Below are 16,503 nucleotides of genomic sequence, written 5' to 3' on the forward strand. Positions count from 1 at the left end.
GTGGTGAGGCTTACGACACCTCACTAAGCACTGTAAAAAATAATGATAAGTTATGGCTAGCCGCTTTATGGCTTGGCTCTGCACTCGCATTTTTATTTATTGCGATGCTAATTTTGCTACGCTTTTTTACCAACCCAATTCAGCGCTTAGCACGCGATGTTAGTAATATTGAAGCCGCAAACTACAGCCTTACCGACACCAAGCTAAGTAACTACTCAACGCAAAAAAGTAACGAAGTGCATAGTTTAGGGCGAAGTATTCAAGCCATGCTAACGCGCATTAACGAGCAGTTTAAAGCGCTTGAACAAGGCGATAAACAACGCAAAGAGTTGCTAACTCATCTCTCGCACGACCTACGTACACCACTTGCCTCCTTGCAGGGGTTTTTAGAAGTATTAAATCAGTCGGGCGAACAATTAAATAAAAAAGAGCAACAAGAGTACTTACAAGTTTCACTTAATAATTGCGGGCAATTAAAGCTACTCATAGAGCAAATATTTGAGCTTGCTCACTTAGAAAATGGCGAAATAAGTATAAATAAAGAAACCTTTAATTTAGGTGAGCTAATTTACGATTGCATCGCAAAATTTAGTTTAGCCGTTGATAAAAAAGGCATTAGTTTATCGGTAGAGCCCGCAATTTGTGATTTTCCTGTGGTTGCCGATATAGCTAAATTAGAGCGCGTGTTAAGCAACCTAATTGATAACGCAATTAGGCATACCCCTCGCGGCGGCAGCATTGCAGTTCATGTAAAACGCAGTGACGATAATCAACTATTTGTGCATGTATCCGATACTGGTGTAGGCATAAAAGAAGATGAGCTGAATGCTATTTTTGACCCGCATTACCAAGCAAGTAATTCTAATAAAGAAGGGCGCCAGCAAGGTGGTTTAGGATTGGCTATTTGCAGAGGGCTATTAAAACTGATGGATAGCGAAATTTACGTACAAAGTGAAATTGGTAAAGGCACTATGTTTAGCTTTAACTTGCCACAAAAAAAGGTGCTTTCTTAAAAAGCACCTTACATTTTTTATTTATTTTAAATATATAAATTAACTACTTTTTAATACCCGCTAAATCAAGCATAAATGCATAGTTTAGCGCGGTATCTTCTAAGCGCTTAAAGCGACCCGATGCGCCGCCATGCCCTGCTTCCATATCTATTTTAAACAATAACTTATTGTCATCAGTTTTATAGTCACGCAGCTTAGCAACCCATTTTGCAGGTTCAAAGTATTGAACTTGTGAGTCGTGCAGGCCCGTCGTTACTAGCATATTAGGATACGCTTGCTTAGATACTTGGTCGTATGGCGAATAAGACAGCATGTAATCGTAATACGCCTTTTCGTTCGGGTTACCCCATTCACCGTATTCATTTGTTGTAAGCGGAATACTTGCATCAAGCATCGTTGTAACTACATCTACAAACGGTACCGCAGCAACCATGCCTTTATAAAGCTCAGGCGCTTGGTTTGCCACTGCGCCCATTAGTAAGCCACCAGCACTGCCGCCTAACGCAAATATTTCATCTTTTGCGCCATACTTTTGAAAAACCAATGCTTTAGTTACGTCAACAAAGTCGTTAAACGTATTCTTTTTAGTGAGCAGCTTACCATCTTCGTACCAAGGACGACCTAACATTTGCGAGCCACGAACATGAGCAATTGCAAATACAAAGCCACGGTCTAATAAGCTCAAACGTGAGCTTGAGAACGTTGGATCCATGGTTGCACCGTACGACCCATAACCATATTGCAGTAGCGGGTTAGCGCCATCTTTTTTAAACATATCTTTACGGTAAACTAAGCTTACTGGTACTTTAATGCCATCGCGTGCTGTTACAAAAATACGCTCTGAAGCGTAATTGTCAGCATCAAAATCACCTAATACAACCTGTTGCTTAAGAAGCGTTTTATCGCCAGTCGTTAAATCTACATCGTACGATGAGCTTGGAGTGGTCATGCTTGTGTAGTAAACACGTAGCGTGCTGCTATCTATATCGTTATTGCCATAAGTACCAATTGTATAAGCGCTGTCGTTAAAGCTCAGTGGTAACTCTTTACCCGTTTTTAAATTACGCGCAATCAACTTTGATTGGCCCATTTCACGTTCTTGATAAACTAAGTAGTCATTAAATAAATCAATGCCTTCGAGTTTAATATCATCGCGCGCTGGGATCACACTTTGCCAATTTGCTTTGTCGCTTGCTTTATCAATATCAACTTTCATCAGCTGAAAATTTACAGCATCTAAGTTAGTTACAATGTAGTAAGTATTCCCTAGTTTAGAAATCCCATATTCAAGCCCTGCTTCGCGTTCAATTAAGCGTTTAGGCATTGCTTTGGTATCATCAGCGCTTAATACCGATACGCCTGATGCGGCCGTGCTGCTGTGCCAAATATAAATTTCTGACTCATCTTTGCTTTTACTCATACCCATGTAGTAACTGGTATCAGTCTCTTCGTAAATTAGCTCGTCATCAGCTTGCGGTGTACCTAATGTATGACGATAAACTTGGTAACCTAGTAGAGTTTGTAAATCTTTTTTAATGTAGTAAACCGTTTTGTTATCGTTTGCCCACACAATGCCACCGTTAGTGCCTTCAAGTGTGTCTTCGAGTAATTTACCGGTAGTTAAGTCTTTTATTTTTATGCTATAAATACGACGGCTAACAGTATCTTCGCCATAAGCCATTAAATTGCCATTCGGGCTTACATCTAAGCCACTTACCGCATAATAATCATGACCTTTAGCAAGCTCATTTACATCTAAAATAACTTGCTGATCGGTACCTGCAAAATCGCTGCTGCGTAAGTAAGTAGTGTATTCGTTATCGCCACGTGTTTGCGTTGAGTAAAAATAATCACCGTTTTTAACTGGGACTGAATCATCGTCTTTTTGAATACGCCCTTTTAGCTCTTCAAACAATTCGCTTTGTAGCGTTTTAGTATGTGCAAGCATTGCATCAGTGTATGTATTTTCAGCTTCTAAATAGTTAATTACCTCTGGTGCTTTACGTTCATCATCACGCAGCCAATAGTAATCATCTATACGTGTGTCACCGTGAATAGTCATTTCATGTGGCACTTTTTTAGCAACCGGGGCAACAGCTTGGACTACTTGAACTGTTTTAACTTGTGTATTATTTTTTTGAGTTTCTTCTGGGGCTTGGTTACAGCCACTTAAAATAGCGAGTGATAGTGCAGCGAGTGCGAATGGGGTACGTTTCATCAGTCAAAGTCCTTGTTATATTTTTATTTTTTATTAAGTAATTAAATATACCTAAAAATAACCTGTGTTGTGATTTAGTTTGTGAAGCTATGTAAAATAAATCAACGTGATTCCTCTTTTCTTAATAAGCCTACATCAGGTACTCTGTAAGTATATAAATCACTTTTAAGCTCAACTGATTAAGGGTAGTAATGAATAGCGAAGTAATTAACATTTTAACTATGGCAAAAGTAATTCAAACGGCCGTTGCTCCCGTATTTTTAATCACAGGTATAGCAGCAACTTTAGGTGTTTTATCTAATCGCTTAGCACGAATTACCGACAGAGCGCGCTTACTTGAGCGAAGATTAAAAGTAAATACAGATGACGATTTTAATAAGTCGCTAGCAACAGAGCTGCGCGCCTTATTAAAAAGATCTCGATGTATACATATTGCTTTCAGCTTAAGCGTATTAAGCGCCTTACTTGTATGTGCTGTGGTTATGTTTTTATTCTTGTCGCACATTCAATCAATTAACTTAAGCGTGACCATTGCTTGTTGTTTTGTAGCAGCGATGGCATTGCTTATATGTGCATTTATGTCGTTACTTGGTGAGGTGTTCTTAGCAACCCGCAGCATGCGTCGCGGGATGATATTTGCAGATATTGATATAAACGATTAATTTTTTATAAAAAACCCCGAGCAACTAATGTTACTCGGGGTTTTTATTAAATAAGCTTATTTAATAAAATAACTTATTGTGCAGTATAAATAGTCTCTAGCACTTCAATTCTAGCTTCTTTAGCATAACCTGAAGCATTTAACTGCTCTGCTGCAATTAAAATATCTTGTCCATCATTCACTGCTAAAACGGCAATCTTAGTACCAGGAAATACAGACACCACTTTTAATCCAGCCGCTGCAGCAATGTCGCTAGCAGTAATACCATCTTTTAAAAGTACCGTAATATTACCCGATAAAGAACTTAAGTTATTAGTAAGTATATTACGAACTAATGACCCTTTAGTTACTACATCAGATGTACTTGCAACATTAACAACCGCCATGTCGCCTTTTTGCATAACTACATGCTCATCAGCAGCAACACTTGATGGTACTAGGCTCAAATTTCTCTCTACTTTATAAGAACCAAAATCAGCTTTAGTATACTTTAAGCTAGATGCTTGCTTCTTTGGTAGTTGAAGCTCTTTATCAAAGCTTGTGTTTGCCGTAGCGCTTAAAGAAATACACGCAGCAGCACTTAATACGATTAATTTATTAACTTTCATTTTCATAATCCTTACTCTTGACCTGCGTGACCGAATGCGCGTAAAGACACACCCTCTAAAACACTTGCTGAACTATTATTGCTAATACCTACTACACCTAAACCATTGTCATCACCTTTACTAAGTGCATAGCTATCTGCGCTCGTATCTAGTAAACGAACTGTCCAAGTGCCTTTAGTCGACTCACCATAAAACGCATTTGAAAGCATTACTGCATCTTTTAGTATATAGCCAACACTCCAACTGCTAGTGAAACTATATGCTGGGTAGAATAAAGCTTGCTTCGATGACAGTAATACACTTCTTGTACCCGCTGGCGATGTAACTTCTATAGCTAAATCTGTTCCGGCTGAAGTTTGTGTGCCATCGCTTAAGCCAAAGCCCATTTCAGCATTACTTACATCAAACTTAAATTGCATTGCTTCAATGCTTAGCTCTTCCGTCACTTCAATTTCTTGTGTAAGACCCGTTGCACTGTTATCTGGAATTTCTAGTGCAAGTGCGTCCTCAGCAATTACTGAACCAACACCGCTCCACTGAGTAATAACTTGTTCGCCTAAAGAAACATCGTAAGCCTTCGCCATAGAAACCGCAGCTCCAGCATCAGCACGACCAAAACCATATAAGTTATTGAAGTTATAACCGGCAGAGTTTTCAATCCAACCGTCGTGAGCAACAAATTCGCCTTCACCAACTGTTAATTTAACAGCAGCATTATCTGCATCTATTAAAGTGCTAGTTGATGCAAGGATATGGCGAACGTCACGCCATGTTAAATCTGGATTAGCCGAAAGAATTAACGATACCACGCCCGATGCATTTGGCGCAGCAGATGATGTACCATTAAACGTTGAAGTATAGTTACAGCTTGCATTGTCTGCATGGCCTGGGTAGTTAAATGGATATTGACTTGCAGCAAACTCTTCACCGTAAGCAGCAGCCCATGCTGCAATAGAACCACCATTAAAACCTGAATAACCATTAATACAAGTCATTTGATCGGTTGTTACCATTGCAGGAGCAAAACGACCATACTCACCCGCTGGAGCCGACACCATTACGTTAGCGCCCGCTGTAGAATAGCTAGTATGTTTACCATTAGCATTTACTGCAGCAACACTTAAATAATAAGGGTGGCCTTGGCTTGGCTCAAAAGCGCCATTATAACAAGTTAAACCTAAGTCATTTGCACCATTGTCAGCACATAAAGAACCTTCATCGCCACCATCTTCAAATGAGTTACCGCTAGATTTCATATTTAGCGCACCTTTACCGTCACGAAGGTTAAGGTTAGGGTAAGACTCAATTGCTTCATCTAACTCTGAATAACCGATAAACGTAGGGAACGTAATACCGTAACTACGGTTAAAGGCTGAAATATTTTCAGACGTACTAATACCACTACCAGGGAAGCCATGAGCAAGTAAATCAGTTTGTGCTACTTTATCTCCACCAAGGTAGTTCATACCGATTAAGCCTGCATCAGGTGCAACACCACGGCCGCCTTTGCCATTCCAACCTTTTGCTGCAATTAAGCCGGCAACACTTGTTCCGTGGTCACCACTGTTTGATGTACTTGTAGGGTCTGTACGATCTAGCGCTTCAGCGTTAAGGTTTAAAGAACGATTTGGTAATACGTTATCTACTAAGTCTTCGTGGCGAATTTCCATACCCGAGTCAACAACAACAGCAGTTACACCAGCTCCTGTAACGCCTTGAGCATAAGCGGCTGTTACATTCATATCTTCACCAGCAACCAAACCTGTAGCTTCTGCATTAGCAAAACTAGCATCAACATCTGCTTGCGCTTCTTCTTCTGTATCGCCAAATAGATTTACATATAAATTAACTAAGCCCTGCTTCATTTCATCGCTTAATGAGTATGCTTTTTGGCCTGTATTATTTAGGTGCCATTGTTGATTTGCTAATGGGTCACCAACAACTCCTGAAATGCTTATTTGCGCAGAAGCCGTTTTACCATTTGCGTTTACAGTGTAATCAATAACTGCATCATCATCCGTCATTGGAACATAAGTAAATGATGTTCCCTCTACAGTTAGAGTACCGTGACTAAATGTGAATACGCCATCTTCTGCAACCACTTCTTCACCGTTTTCAGTGAAGCTAAATGTAAGTGCATCGCCATCGTTATCACTGGCTTTAAATTCTGCAGTAACAGGGATCCATTGTTTTAAATCTACAACAACTACATCGCTCGCTTTAGGCGCTACGTCAGTAACTAATGGTACGCTGTTTTTCTTATCGTCATCACTACTTCCACAACCAGAAAGTGAAACCACTATTGCAGCAGACAATGCTGACATTTTAAAAATATTATTTTTCATAAACTCTCTTTGTTAGTTATTTTTATGATGGTGTGACGTTACACAACAGGAATAAAAATAACAACGAGGTGTTTACAGTCATTAACAATAAAGACAATAGATGTAACGATAGAGTAATCGTTGTATGCTTAGTTAAAGAAACAATTATTAAGCACATATATTAACTTGAACATTCAAAGAAGCTAATATAGAACAGGATTAACAATTACTTTAAAAGGGGCAAACATGAAATTGAAAAAAGTATTAGCAGGTATAGCATTAGCTACATGTGCACTTAGCGTATCGGCAAATTCTGCATTTAAAGAACCAAGTGACGCGATTGAATACCGCCAAGCAGCGTTTTCAATGATCTCAGTGCAAATTGGTGACATGGGCGCAATGCTAAAAGGTAAAGTACCTTTTGACGCAGAGCAATTTAAAATGCGTGCTAACAACGCTGCTGCACTTTCAAAAATGCCATGGGAAGCGTTTTACGAAGGAACAGATAAAGGCGACACAGCTGCACTTGCTGCTGTTTGGGCCGAAAATGCAACCTTTGTTGAAAAAGCGAATGCTTTTGCAGCAAATGCAGATAAGCTAGCGTTAGCTGCTCAATCAGGCGATAAAGCCGTAATTGGTAAAGCTTTTGGCGCATGGGCTAAAGGCTGTAAAGATTGTCATAAGCAATTTAAAGATTAATTATTGTTGTAGCCAGTTTAACAACAATAAAAAGCACTGAGCGTTAATAACGGTCAGTGCTTTTTTTATGCTTTATATTTATACCAATTCGCTTAATTAAGTGATCTATTTTGAGGCTGGGAAAACGTGTTGATAGCTAGGCAAAAAATTCGCTATTTAGTTGTTCTAAATAAGAATTTTTTAACGTAGGTAGCGACACGTTTAGCCCCGTAAAATAATTAAGTATTATTGCGAATTGGTATTATTACGAGACTTTAGCAGCTCGGCCTTTAAATGGGCGCTTAAACATCGCACCAATATCACCCAAAATAATATATAAACACGGTACTAATATAAGCGTTATTAACGTTGCAAACATAACAGCAAAGCCAAGTGCTACCGCCATAGGTATTACAAACTTAGCCTGCAGGCTTGTTTCAAACATAATAGGTAATACACCAGCAAAGGTTGTTATAGACGTTAATAGTATTGCTCTAAAGCGAGCACAACCAGCTTCTATTACCGCATTTTTAACGCTAACACCTTCGCGGCGAACTTGGTTTACATAATCGGTCATTACAAGTGAATCATTTATAACAACACCTGCTGCGGCAATTAAGCCAAATCCCGACATTAAGCTCATATCTAAATCAAACCAGTAATGACCCCAAATAGCCCCGGTTAAACTAAATGGAATAACCGACATTACAATAAGCGGTTGTGAATAGCTTTTAAGCGGCACAGCTAGCAGTATGTATACTAAAATCATTCCGCCAATAAAAAACATTATTTGCTCATTAGCTTGAGCTTGCTGCTCTTCTATTGCGCCACCAAGCTCTGATTTAACACTTGGGAATTCTTCTATTAGCTGTGGCAGTAAGTTTTCTTTTACTTGCTTAACCACTTCACCCGGCTCAATTTGCTCTTCATCAATATTGCCATAAACATACACGGTACGGTAGCCACCTTCGCGGCGTATATAGCTAATACCTGGCGTTTCTGTTAATTCTACTACATCACCAAGAAGTACTTCTCGCCCTTGTGGGGTGGTAACCACGGTGTGTTTAAGTGATGAAAATGCCTCACGAGTCAGTTTAGGGTAGCGTACCATTACGCGTACTTCTTCGCCGTTTCGGATTACGCGCTGCGCTTCGCCACCATAAAAACTGGCTCCCACTTGATTTGCAATACCTGCTAAATCTAAGCCTAAATCATAAGCAACAGGTTTAAGGCTCATTTGCACTTCTTTGCTCGCAGGATCTATGGTTGAGCTAATATCAAACAACCCTTTTTGCTGTTGAAGTAATTGAATAAAACGACGACCCGCTTGATTTAAAGTATCTATATCTGAGCCATACAGTAAATAGCCAAACTCGCCGCCACCATTACCACCGCCGCCACCAACATCGTCTTGAATAGTTAACGACTTAATACCAGCAATAGTCGGCATAGCCTCACGCCATCGGCGAGAAAGCTCAAATGCATTGTATGGACGTGAATCTTCGTCAACTAATGGAGCTAATAACTGCGACTCAGTTCTGCCTTGGTTAAATACCAATACATCACGAATAATTTTTTGGCCAAATTCACGTTCTGTTTCTTCATCGACTCTAAGTACCATAGCTTCTATTTCGCGAATAGCGGCAATGGTTTGTAAATCAGAAACGTTGTCGTTCATTTCAACTTGTATTTGTGGAAAGTCATGCGGCACTTTAGGAGTTGGAACTGTACGTACTTTATTAGACGTAATAAGTGCAATACTGATTATAAACATTGCAATAAAAGCAAACAAAACAGTCCAACGCCAATCAACACACTTAGCAATAAAACGTTTATATGGACCATTTACGAAACCAAAAAAGCGTGTATTGAAGCGATCGCGCCAACCACCTTTTTTGATCGGCGAAAAGTGCGTATGAGCAATGTGAGCTGGCAGTATCAGCTTTGATTCAATCAAACTAAATACTAAACACAGCATTACTACAACGGCTATACCATAAAAGAAGGCACTTTCTGGCCCGCTCGACATTGTGAATGGTGCAAATACAGCAATCGTTGTTAACACACCAAAGGTTGCAGGGGTCGCGACTCGGTTAGCGCCACGCACAACATTTTCTACACCACCGCCGCTTTTTTCAACTTCGGTGTAGGCAGCTTCCCCTATCACGATGGCATCATCCACCACGATGCCGAGCACCATTATAAAAGCGAATAACGAAATAATATTAATGCTAATGCCAAATAGTGGCATCATCATCATAGCCCCTAAAAAACAAACAGGTAAGCCAATCATTACCCAAAGCGCTAGTTTAAAACGCAAGAATAACGACAACATAATTGCCACCAAAATGGCACCTTGAAACAGGTTAGCTTTCATCATATCAAGGCGAGCATTTAGGTAGTATGTCATGTCCATTAATGGCTCTAACCGAATACCCGGCGGCAACTGCTTATTTTTTTGATCAATAAACGCTTTAACCGAATCCGCAACGGGAATCATGTTTTGTTCTTGCGTTGCTTTAACCGATAAATACACCGCGTTTTCGCCATTAAACTTAAAGTAGCGCTCACCTTCAGTAAACTGATCTTTAATTACGGCAATATCTTGCAGTAAAACTTTAGCACCATACTCACCAATTTTTACCGGAATTTGCCTAAACTCATCACCTGAGTAAAACTGATTTTCGACGCGAACAGAAATAACGCCTGCGTCTGTTTTTAGCTGCCCAGCCGAAAAGTTAGCTGAGTAACGGCGTACCGCATTCATCACATCACTAAAGGTTAAATTATATTGGCGAAGCGTATCGGGCTCTATTTCAATAGCAATTTCATCAAGCGGTACATCGTTTACAACCAAAGATACGTTAGATAACTGTAGTAACTCATCCTCTATTTGGTTTGCTATCGGCTTAAGCTCCGTAAGCGGTAAGTCAGCAACCAGTGTCATGCCTATTACATCTTGCCTAAACTCAACCTGACTTATGGTGACCGGTTCCATACCCGCCGGAAAAGTCGCAATGCCATCAACGCGTAGCTTTACCTTATCAAGTACATCGGTAAGTTCTGCATCGGTGTTTATTTCTAGGCTGGCTGTACCGCCATTTCTAAATGCGCGATACACGCCTTTTTTAATTTCGGTTATATCTTTAAGTGACTCTTCAACTTTTATGAGAATACTTTCTTCTATTTCCTGAGGAGAGGCACCGGGGTAATTAGCCTCAATATTAATGTAGTTAATCTCTACATTAGGAAACATTTGGCGCTGAATCGTAAAGTAACTTATAGCCCCCATAATAATGATAAAAAACATCATTAAATTAGCGGCTACTGAATTATTAGCAAAGTAGGCAATTAGCCCTGTTTGTTTTTGTTGTATTGACTCGCTCATAATTATTAGACCCTACAGCTGTTGCGTGTTTGAAGTGCTCGTTTCTGAGCTTTCAGGTTTTGCAGCTACACCTGCAATTTTAACCTGCATTCCTTTTTGCGGGTATTCAGGTAAAGTAATAACGAGTTTGTCATCGGCATTTAAACCACTGCTAATATAAAAATACTCACCCTCTTCACGAATAACCGTTACTTTGCGAGGCTCTAGTTCTTGATTTTCGTTTACTACCCACACAGTTTGATTGTTAACCAAAGCTTGAGGTAAACGGTAAATATTATTAAGCATTGCACCTGCAAAATTTACCTGTACGTAGCTGCCAAACTTAATGGCTGGTTGTATGTTTTTAAGACCGTATGGGTCTTCTATACGTACTACTAAACTGCTCATACGTGTAGCGTTATCAACAATCCCTAAGTCGCGGTCAATTATACCTTCACGGGTGAAGCTGTTTAGGCCCTTTTGAATAATCGTTGCGGTAATACCTTTAATACGCTCTGGCAAAAAAACGCTATCGAACCCTGCTATAGGAATAATCACTTCAGCAGTTTCAATATTATTGAGTTCAGCAACTTGCGAACCCATAGTTACAAATTGACCCACACCTACATTTCGGCTAATAACCAATGCATCGTAAGGGGCTGTTACTTCACAATTATCTAAGTCACGTTGTGCACGTTTTAATGCAGCTTGCGCCGACTTTACAGATGCCTGCGCACTTAACACTTGAGGCTTACGTAAAAATAAGTCGGTACGCGCTTTACCAGGAAAACGCTTTGCTTCGTCTTCGGCTACTTGGGCTTGGGCTTGTTCTTCAATTAAGCCTGCCTGTGCGCGAGCAATCTCTGCCTCTGCAACAAGTACTGCTGCTTCATAGTTATCTTTTTCGATAGTAAACAACGTCTCACCGCGAGCAACGATTCCACCGGCTACAAAATTAGGATGCCAACTTAGCACTTCACCCGACACCTGCGCCGAGAGTTGTGTATTTTCAAGTGGCTTTACTTCACCGTAGCTATTAATAATAACTTGATGATCGTTAGCAGCCACTGGCTCAACTTGCACTGTTGGACGAGTATCAATTACTTCTTTTTTTTCTGGCTCTTGTGCAATGGCATTTATTCCCATAAAGCCAACAACACCAACAACTAGTGCTACAAATGGAAAAACCCATCTAAGTGAATTTGTTTGCATATCCTATTATCCCCAAAATTCTATTAACGCCATAATACCAGAGCCATATGAAACATTAAGGTGACATTTGTAAGCAACTGTTGCAAATGCATATGAAACACCGATTTTCCGGGTTATAAAAAATAACTTTGCATGCAGTTCATCTCATTCGTTATATTTTGTTACAAACTTTTATTTATTAATATCAGTTAATTAGCGTTGTACACTTAAATTTCGTCGCGAAGATGTGCGAAATCAAATTAATTTACGTACAGTCCAATTAAATTAACAAATATTAAAAGTCTCAAAATGAAATTAACGACCATCACCCTTGCGCTTAGCTTAGCATTTGGCAACCATGCATTTGCAGCCGATAAAAAAGACGAAAAAGAGCCAAAAACACTTAGCGAAATGATCAAAGGACAAACCGAATTTGCCGGTATATTTAACCTTTATCAAGACGAAAAAACCGGTAAGCACCTTATGGTGATTAACGAGTCCCAACTTAATACGCCGTTTGTATATTTTGCGCATACCGTTGATGGCGTTACAGATGCAGGCCATTATCGTGGTTCGTACCGCGAAACTAAGTTAATTGAATTTAGAAAATACTTTGATCGTATCGATATCATTAGCAAAACACCTCGCTACAAATTTGACGAAAACAGTGCAATTTCAAAAGCGAGTGATGCCAATATTAGTGAAGCGGTACTTGCGAGCATTAAAATAGAAAAAGAAGAAGACGGTAAAATAGCATTCAACGTAAATAAGTTATTTTTAAGCGAAGCACTTCATAAAGTATCACCTACGCCAAATCCAGCTGATAAAAACGCTAAAAAGCGCTTTAAAGTAGGCAAGCTAGACGATAAAAAATCACGCATTATTAAACAGCGTCCATATCCTAATAACTTAGACGTGGTTGTTGATTACGTATTTACTAACCCAAGCCCAACGGTACGCGGCTCAAATGCAGTAAGCGACCCACGTAGTGTATCGGTAAAAGTTCAACACTCGTTTGTTGCCCTACCTAGCAATAACTACGCACCACGTATGGATGATGCGCGCATTGGTTATTTTACTAATCAATTTGATCAAATGACATCTACCGATTGGGCACCTTATGAAGATGTTATAAAACGCTGGGATCTACAAAAGAAAGACCCTAGTGCAGCACTTTCAGAGCCAGTAAAACCAATTACTTGGTGGATAGAAAACACCACACCAATTGAGTGGCGCGATACTATTCGTGATGCTGTTTTAACATGGAATACTTCTTTTGAAAAAGCCGGTTTTAAAAATGCCTTAGAGGTAAAAGTACAACCAGATGATGCAGATTGGGATGCGGGCGATATTAATTACAACGTACTGCGTTGGACTTCGTCACCTAAGCCTCCATTTGGCGGATACGGACCTGCACTTGCTAACCCATTAACAGGCGAAATACTGGGCTCAGACATTATGCTTGAGTTTGTATTTATGAAAAACCGTTGGATTTACGACACACTTTTCACTCAAGGAACAATGAGCCACGGTGAAACAACACATACCGGCGAGTTAAATTGTTCACTAGGGCATGAAATTCAACAAAATCTAATGCTTGCCAAAGGCCTTGCTAGCGGCGGAAAAATTGAAGATAAAGAAATGCTTCGCCAAGGTCTAACACAATTGGTACTTCACGAAGTAGGCCATACTTTAGGTCTTAACCACAATATGAAATCATCTATTTTATGGGATGAAAAAGAAGTACACGACAAAAACAAAACCCAAGGCATAGTAACCGGCTCTGTTATGGATTATGCACCGGCTAACATTGCCCCAATTGGTGTGCAGCAAGGTGATATTTTTCAAACAAAACCAGGTCCTTACGATGATTGGGCAATTAACTATGGCTACAGCGTAGCGCTTGAAGATGAAGCTGCTGAACAAGCTAGACTTGAAAAAATACTTGCTCGTTCAAGTGAACATGCCCTTGCCTTTGGTAACGACGCAGACGATATGCGCGCACCAGGTCGCCATATCGATCCACGTGTAATGATTGGTGATTTGTCATCAAACCCTGCGGCCTATGGCGCAGATCGTATGGCGCTAATTAATAAATTATTTACTGAGCTAAAAGATAAAGCAACAGTTAAAGGTGAGTCTTACCAACAGCTTGTTACCTCTGCTAACAGCTTATTTGGTCAGTACCGAGCTCAAGCGGGTGTTGTTTCTCGCCAGATTGGTGGTGTGTACGTTGAGCGTGCTGTAGTGGGTGATGCAAACGCAGATAAACCATTTACACCTGTATCGCTTAAGCGCCAAACACAAGCGATGGATATACTCGCAAAGTTTGTATTTGCACCAGACGTACTACAAAACATGCAACCTCTTTATAGCTACTTACAGCTGCAACGTCGTGGCTTTAATCACTATGGCAAAAATGAAGACCCTAAAGCACACCAAATGATTTTAGGTATGCAAAAGTCTGTACTTGCGCAGCTATTACACCCAGCCGTATTACTGCGTATTTCTGATACTGCGTTGTACGGTAATGAATATAGCCTAACTCAGTTTATGCAAGATTTAACCGCTAATATTTTTGTAAAAAGCAAAGACGCAAATTCTATTAGTCACAACTTACAAATTGAGTATGTTAATCAGCTAATCGCAATTGCAGGTCTTGGCAAAGCAAGTAAATACGATAACTTAGCTAAAACAGCTGCGTTATATCAGCTAACTCAAATAGCCGATACCAGTGTTGCTTGGGGTGCAGATACAGCAACTAAAGCGCATAAAAAATATATTGACCGCTTAATAGCAAAAGCGCTAGAAGCGTAAAATAACTCTACTAATTGAGTAAACCAAGGCCACGTTTAACGTGGCCTTTTTTATAACCTAATTCACAGATCAAATATAAATAGTGCCTTTTAAATATCTTACAGCATGCCCCGTTAAGGTAACGGTTGTATCACCCACTTCACATAGTAAATGCCCGCCTCGACTTGAAGCTTGATAAGCATTTAACGACGTTTTTCCCAATTGCTGCGCCCAGTAAGGTGCCAAACCAGTATGAATAGAGCCGGTTACATAATCTTCGTCGCCACCGCTTGCAGGCCAAAAATAGCGTGATATAAAGTCATAATCAGTACTTGGAGCAGTGGCCACTACATCAAGTGGGCAAAGCGTTTTTAAAAGTTCGGAGTTGGTTGTTAATTCGATTATTTGCTCAGCGCTTTCGTAAATAGCAAAGTAAGCTTGGCGATTTTTAAGCACTTTACTCGGTTGTATAGACAAGCCATCAAGTAGTTGCTGTGGCACATTTTGCACTTCAACCGGTGCTTGTTTTGGAAAGGTCATTGCAAAGCTGCCATCAGCGTTTTTATTAACGATTAGCTCGCCCACCGCATCAGCAATAAAGCGAATTTGCGATATATTATGCTCTTCACATAAAACATAGGCAGCCGCAAGTGTGGCGTGACCACAAAAATCGATTTCCATTAACGGCGAAAACCAGCGAATAACAAAACTTCCATCGTTTTGCAGGCAGGTAAAAGCAGTTTCAGATACGTTATTTTCAGCGCCAATCTTTAGCATTAAATCGTCGCTTAACCACGATTCTAGTGGGATCACTGCCGCATAGTTACCTTTAAATAACTCATTCGTAAACGCATCTATTTGATGAATGGCTAATTGCATTGTTTAAACTTTGTAATGATTAATAGTTTAAAACTGCCATACCTAAACTAAATTAGCACTTTTATTTTGGCTTTAAGCCATTACAGGCCGCATTCTATAATATTGCATACAACCAAATTGCACAGCATTGGTAAGCAATAGCATAATAAACATAAGTAAGTGCGCAGTACTTGGGGCAGCTGTTGTAAGCTCAACAACTAAGCCACAGATACCTGCAATAAACTGCAAGCTAAAGTAGCGCGCGCTTAAATTACTTACATTACCCGTACGCAATGTTTTATAGGTTTGTGGCATAACACGTACCGAACTCATGACCAGGCCAACATACGTTAAGGCGCTTAATACCATTGCAGTATCGAGGGTTGAATTCAAAAGCAGTGAAAAAGGCAGTAACGAAAAGCCTAGCATAGTAACCAACTGTACGCGTTCTCGTTTGGCTGCGTTATAACGTGCAAAAAAATACAAAATAAGTCCGCTTAGCGCGCCTGTTATTATAAATGGTAACGCAATATAAAAGCGTTCAAAATAAATATTGTAGGTTATAAAGTAAAGACTTTGTGCTAACCCAAACGTCATCATCAATAGTGATAAACCTGAGACACTACGGTTTTTTCGAATTTCTTTTAGTAATGGTAAAAAACTAAAAACCAAAATAAATGAAGACAATATAGGCAAATAATGCGCCAAAACAACCTCGCTCGTTACATAAATGTTAATTAAATATGGAAATAAAAACATTTAATAAACATCTGTTTTAAAAGGCTTTTA

The 16,503-nt window shown here is 39.8% G+C and carries 11 protein-coding genes; 4 read left to right on the forward strand and 7 right to left on the reverse strand.

Annotated elements, in window-relative coordinates; translation table 11 throughout:
- A partial coding sequence (locus tag ENH88_RS20705) for a sensor histidine kinase (RefSeq protein ID WP_304185208.1) occupies window positions 1-1,013 on the forward strand: 1,013 nt, incomplete at its 5' end.
- A 43-nt stretch (window positions 1,014-1,056) separates the two neighbouring features.
- On the opposite strand, the gene ENH88_RS20710 is transcribed toward ENH88_RS20705, so the two are convergent.
- Window positions 1,057-3,231 (reverse strand): S9 family peptidase, encoded by a 2,175-nt coding sequence (locus ENH88_RS20710; protein ID WP_304185210.1) that lies wholly within the window; start codon window positions 3,229-3,231, stop codon window positions 1,057-1,059.
- Between the two features lie 191 nt (window positions 3,232-3,422).
- Between ENH88_RS20710 and ENH88_RS20715 the strand changes: the two genes are divergently transcribed.
- Window positions 3,423-3,893 carry a DUF2721 domain-containing protein gene (locus tag ENH88_RS20715; protein ID WP_024589627.1) on the forward strand — a complete coding sequence of 157 codons (471 nt, stop codon included), beginning with the start codon at window positions 3,423-3,425 and terminating at the stop codon, window positions 3,891-3,893.
- Between the two features lie 73 nt (window positions 3,894-3,966).
- Here ENH88_RS20715 and ENH88_RS20720 read toward each other — a convergent pair whose 3' ends face one another.
- Window positions 3,967-4,500: a S8 family serine peptidase gene (locus ENH88_RS20720; RefSeq protein WP_024598796.1), complete on the reverse strand. Its 534-nt coding sequence runs from the start codon at window positions 4,498-4,500 to the stop codon at window positions 3,967-3,969.
- A gap of 11 nt (window positions 4,501-4,511) precedes the next feature.
- A complete protein-coding gene (locus ENH88_RS20725; RefSeq protein ID WP_304185213.1) occupies window positions 4,512-6,845 on the reverse strand; it encodes a S8 family serine peptidase in 2,334 nt (777 codons plus the stop codon).
- A 225-nt stretch (window positions 6,846-7,070) separates the two neighbouring features.
- Here ENH88_RS20725 and ENH88_RS20730 point away from each other — a divergent pair, with 225 nt between their 5' ends.
- Window positions 7,071-7,523 carry a c-type cytochrome gene (locus ENH88_RS20730; RefSeq protein ID WP_024598794.1) on the forward strand — a complete coding sequence of 151 codons (453 nt, stop codon included), beginning with the start codon at window positions 7,071-7,073 and terminating at the stop codon, window positions 7,521-7,523.
- 244 nt (window positions 7,524-7,767) lie between these two features.
- Here ENH88_RS20730 and ENH88_RS20735 read toward each other — a convergent pair whose 3' ends face one another.
- Window positions 7,768-10,890, reverse strand: a complete 3,123-nt coding sequence (locus tag ENH88_RS20735) for an efflux RND transporter permease subunit (protein ID WP_304185216.1) — start codon at window positions 10,888-10,890, stop codon at window positions 7,768-7,770.
- 12 nt (window positions 10,891-10,902) lie between these two features.
- Complete coding sequence (locus tag ENH88_RS20740) at window positions 10,903-12,081, reverse strand: efflux RND transporter periplasmic adaptor subunit (protein WP_304185218.1); 1,179 nt, start codon at window positions 12,079-12,081, stop codon at window positions 10,903-10,905.
- A gap of 288 nt (window positions 12,082-12,369) precedes the next feature.
- On the opposite strand from ENH88_RS20740, the gene ENH88_RS20745 reads away from it, so the two are divergent.
- Window positions 12,370-14,877 (forward strand): zinc-dependent metalloprotease, encoded by a 2,508-nt coding sequence (locus ENH88_RS20745; protein ID WP_304185221.1) that lies wholly within the window; start codon window positions 12,370-12,372, stop codon window positions 14,875-14,877.
- A gap of 69 nt (window positions 14,878-14,946) precedes the next feature.
- Here the strand turns inward: ENH88_RS20745 and ENH88_RS20750 are convergent, their stop codons facing one another.
- Together ENH88_RS20750 and ENH88_RS20755 are read right to left on the reverse strand one after the other, a co-directional pair.
- Complete coding sequence (locus ENH88_RS20750) at window positions 14,947-15,735, reverse strand: PhzF family phenazine biosynthesis protein (RefSeq protein WP_304185222.1); 789 nt, start codon at window positions 15,733-15,735, stop codon at window positions 14,947-14,949.
- Window positions 15,736-15,807: 72 nt separating this feature from the next.
- Window positions 15,808-16,422 carry a PQ-loop repeat-containing protein gene (locus tag ENH88_RS20755; protein ID WP_304185225.1) on the reverse strand — a complete coding sequence of 205 codons (615 nt, stop codon included), beginning with the start codon at window positions 16,420-16,422 and terminating at the stop codon, window positions 15,808-15,810.
- Window positions 16,423-16,503 lie beyond the last annotated feature (81 nt).

This window comes from Pseudoalteromonas prydzensis, from assembly GCF_011050055.1.
Classification (GTDB): Bacteria; Pseudomonadota; Gammaproteobacteria; order Enterobacterales; family Alteromonadaceae; genus Pseudoalteromonas; species Pseudoalteromonas prydzensis_A.

Bases quoted from the DNA above. Each gene is read 5' to 3' on its own strand.
- ENH88_RS20710 (WP_304185210.1), bottom strand. From the start codon at position 3,231: ATGAAACGTACCCCATTCGCACTCGCTGCACTATCACTCGCTATTTTA.
- ENH88_RS20720 (WP_024598796.1), bottom strand. From the start codon at position 4,500: ATGAAAGTTAATAAATTAATCGTATTAAGTGCTGCTGCGTGTATTTCT.
- ENH88_RS20750 (WP_304185222.1), bottom strand. From the start codon at position 15,735: ATGCAATTAGCCATTCATCAAATAGATGCGTTTACGAATGAGTTATTT.
- ENH88_RS20745 (WP_304185221.1), top strand. From the start codon at position 12,370: ATGAAATTAACGACCATCACCCTTGCGCTTAGCTTAGCATTTGGCAAC.
- ENH88_RS20740 (WP_304185218.1), bottom strand. From the start codon at position 12,081: ATGCAAACAAATTCACTTAGATGGGTTTTTCCATTTGTAGCACTAGTT.
- ENH88_RS20725 (WP_304185213.1), bottom strand. From the start codon at position 6,845: ATGAAAAATAATATTTTTAAAATGTCAGCATTGTCTGCTGCAATAGTG.
- ENH88_RS20715 (WP_024589627.1), top strand. From the start codon at position 3,423: ATGAATAGCGAAGTAATTAACATTTTAACTATGGCAAAAGTAATTCAA.
- ENH88_RS20735 (WP_304185216.1), bottom strand. From the start codon at position 10,890: ATGAGCGAGTCAATACAACAAAAACAAACAGGGCTAATTGCCTACTTT.
- ENH88_RS20730 (WP_024598794.1), top strand. From the start codon at position 7,071: ATGAAATTGAAAAAAGTATTAGCAGGTATAGCATTAGCTACATGTGCA.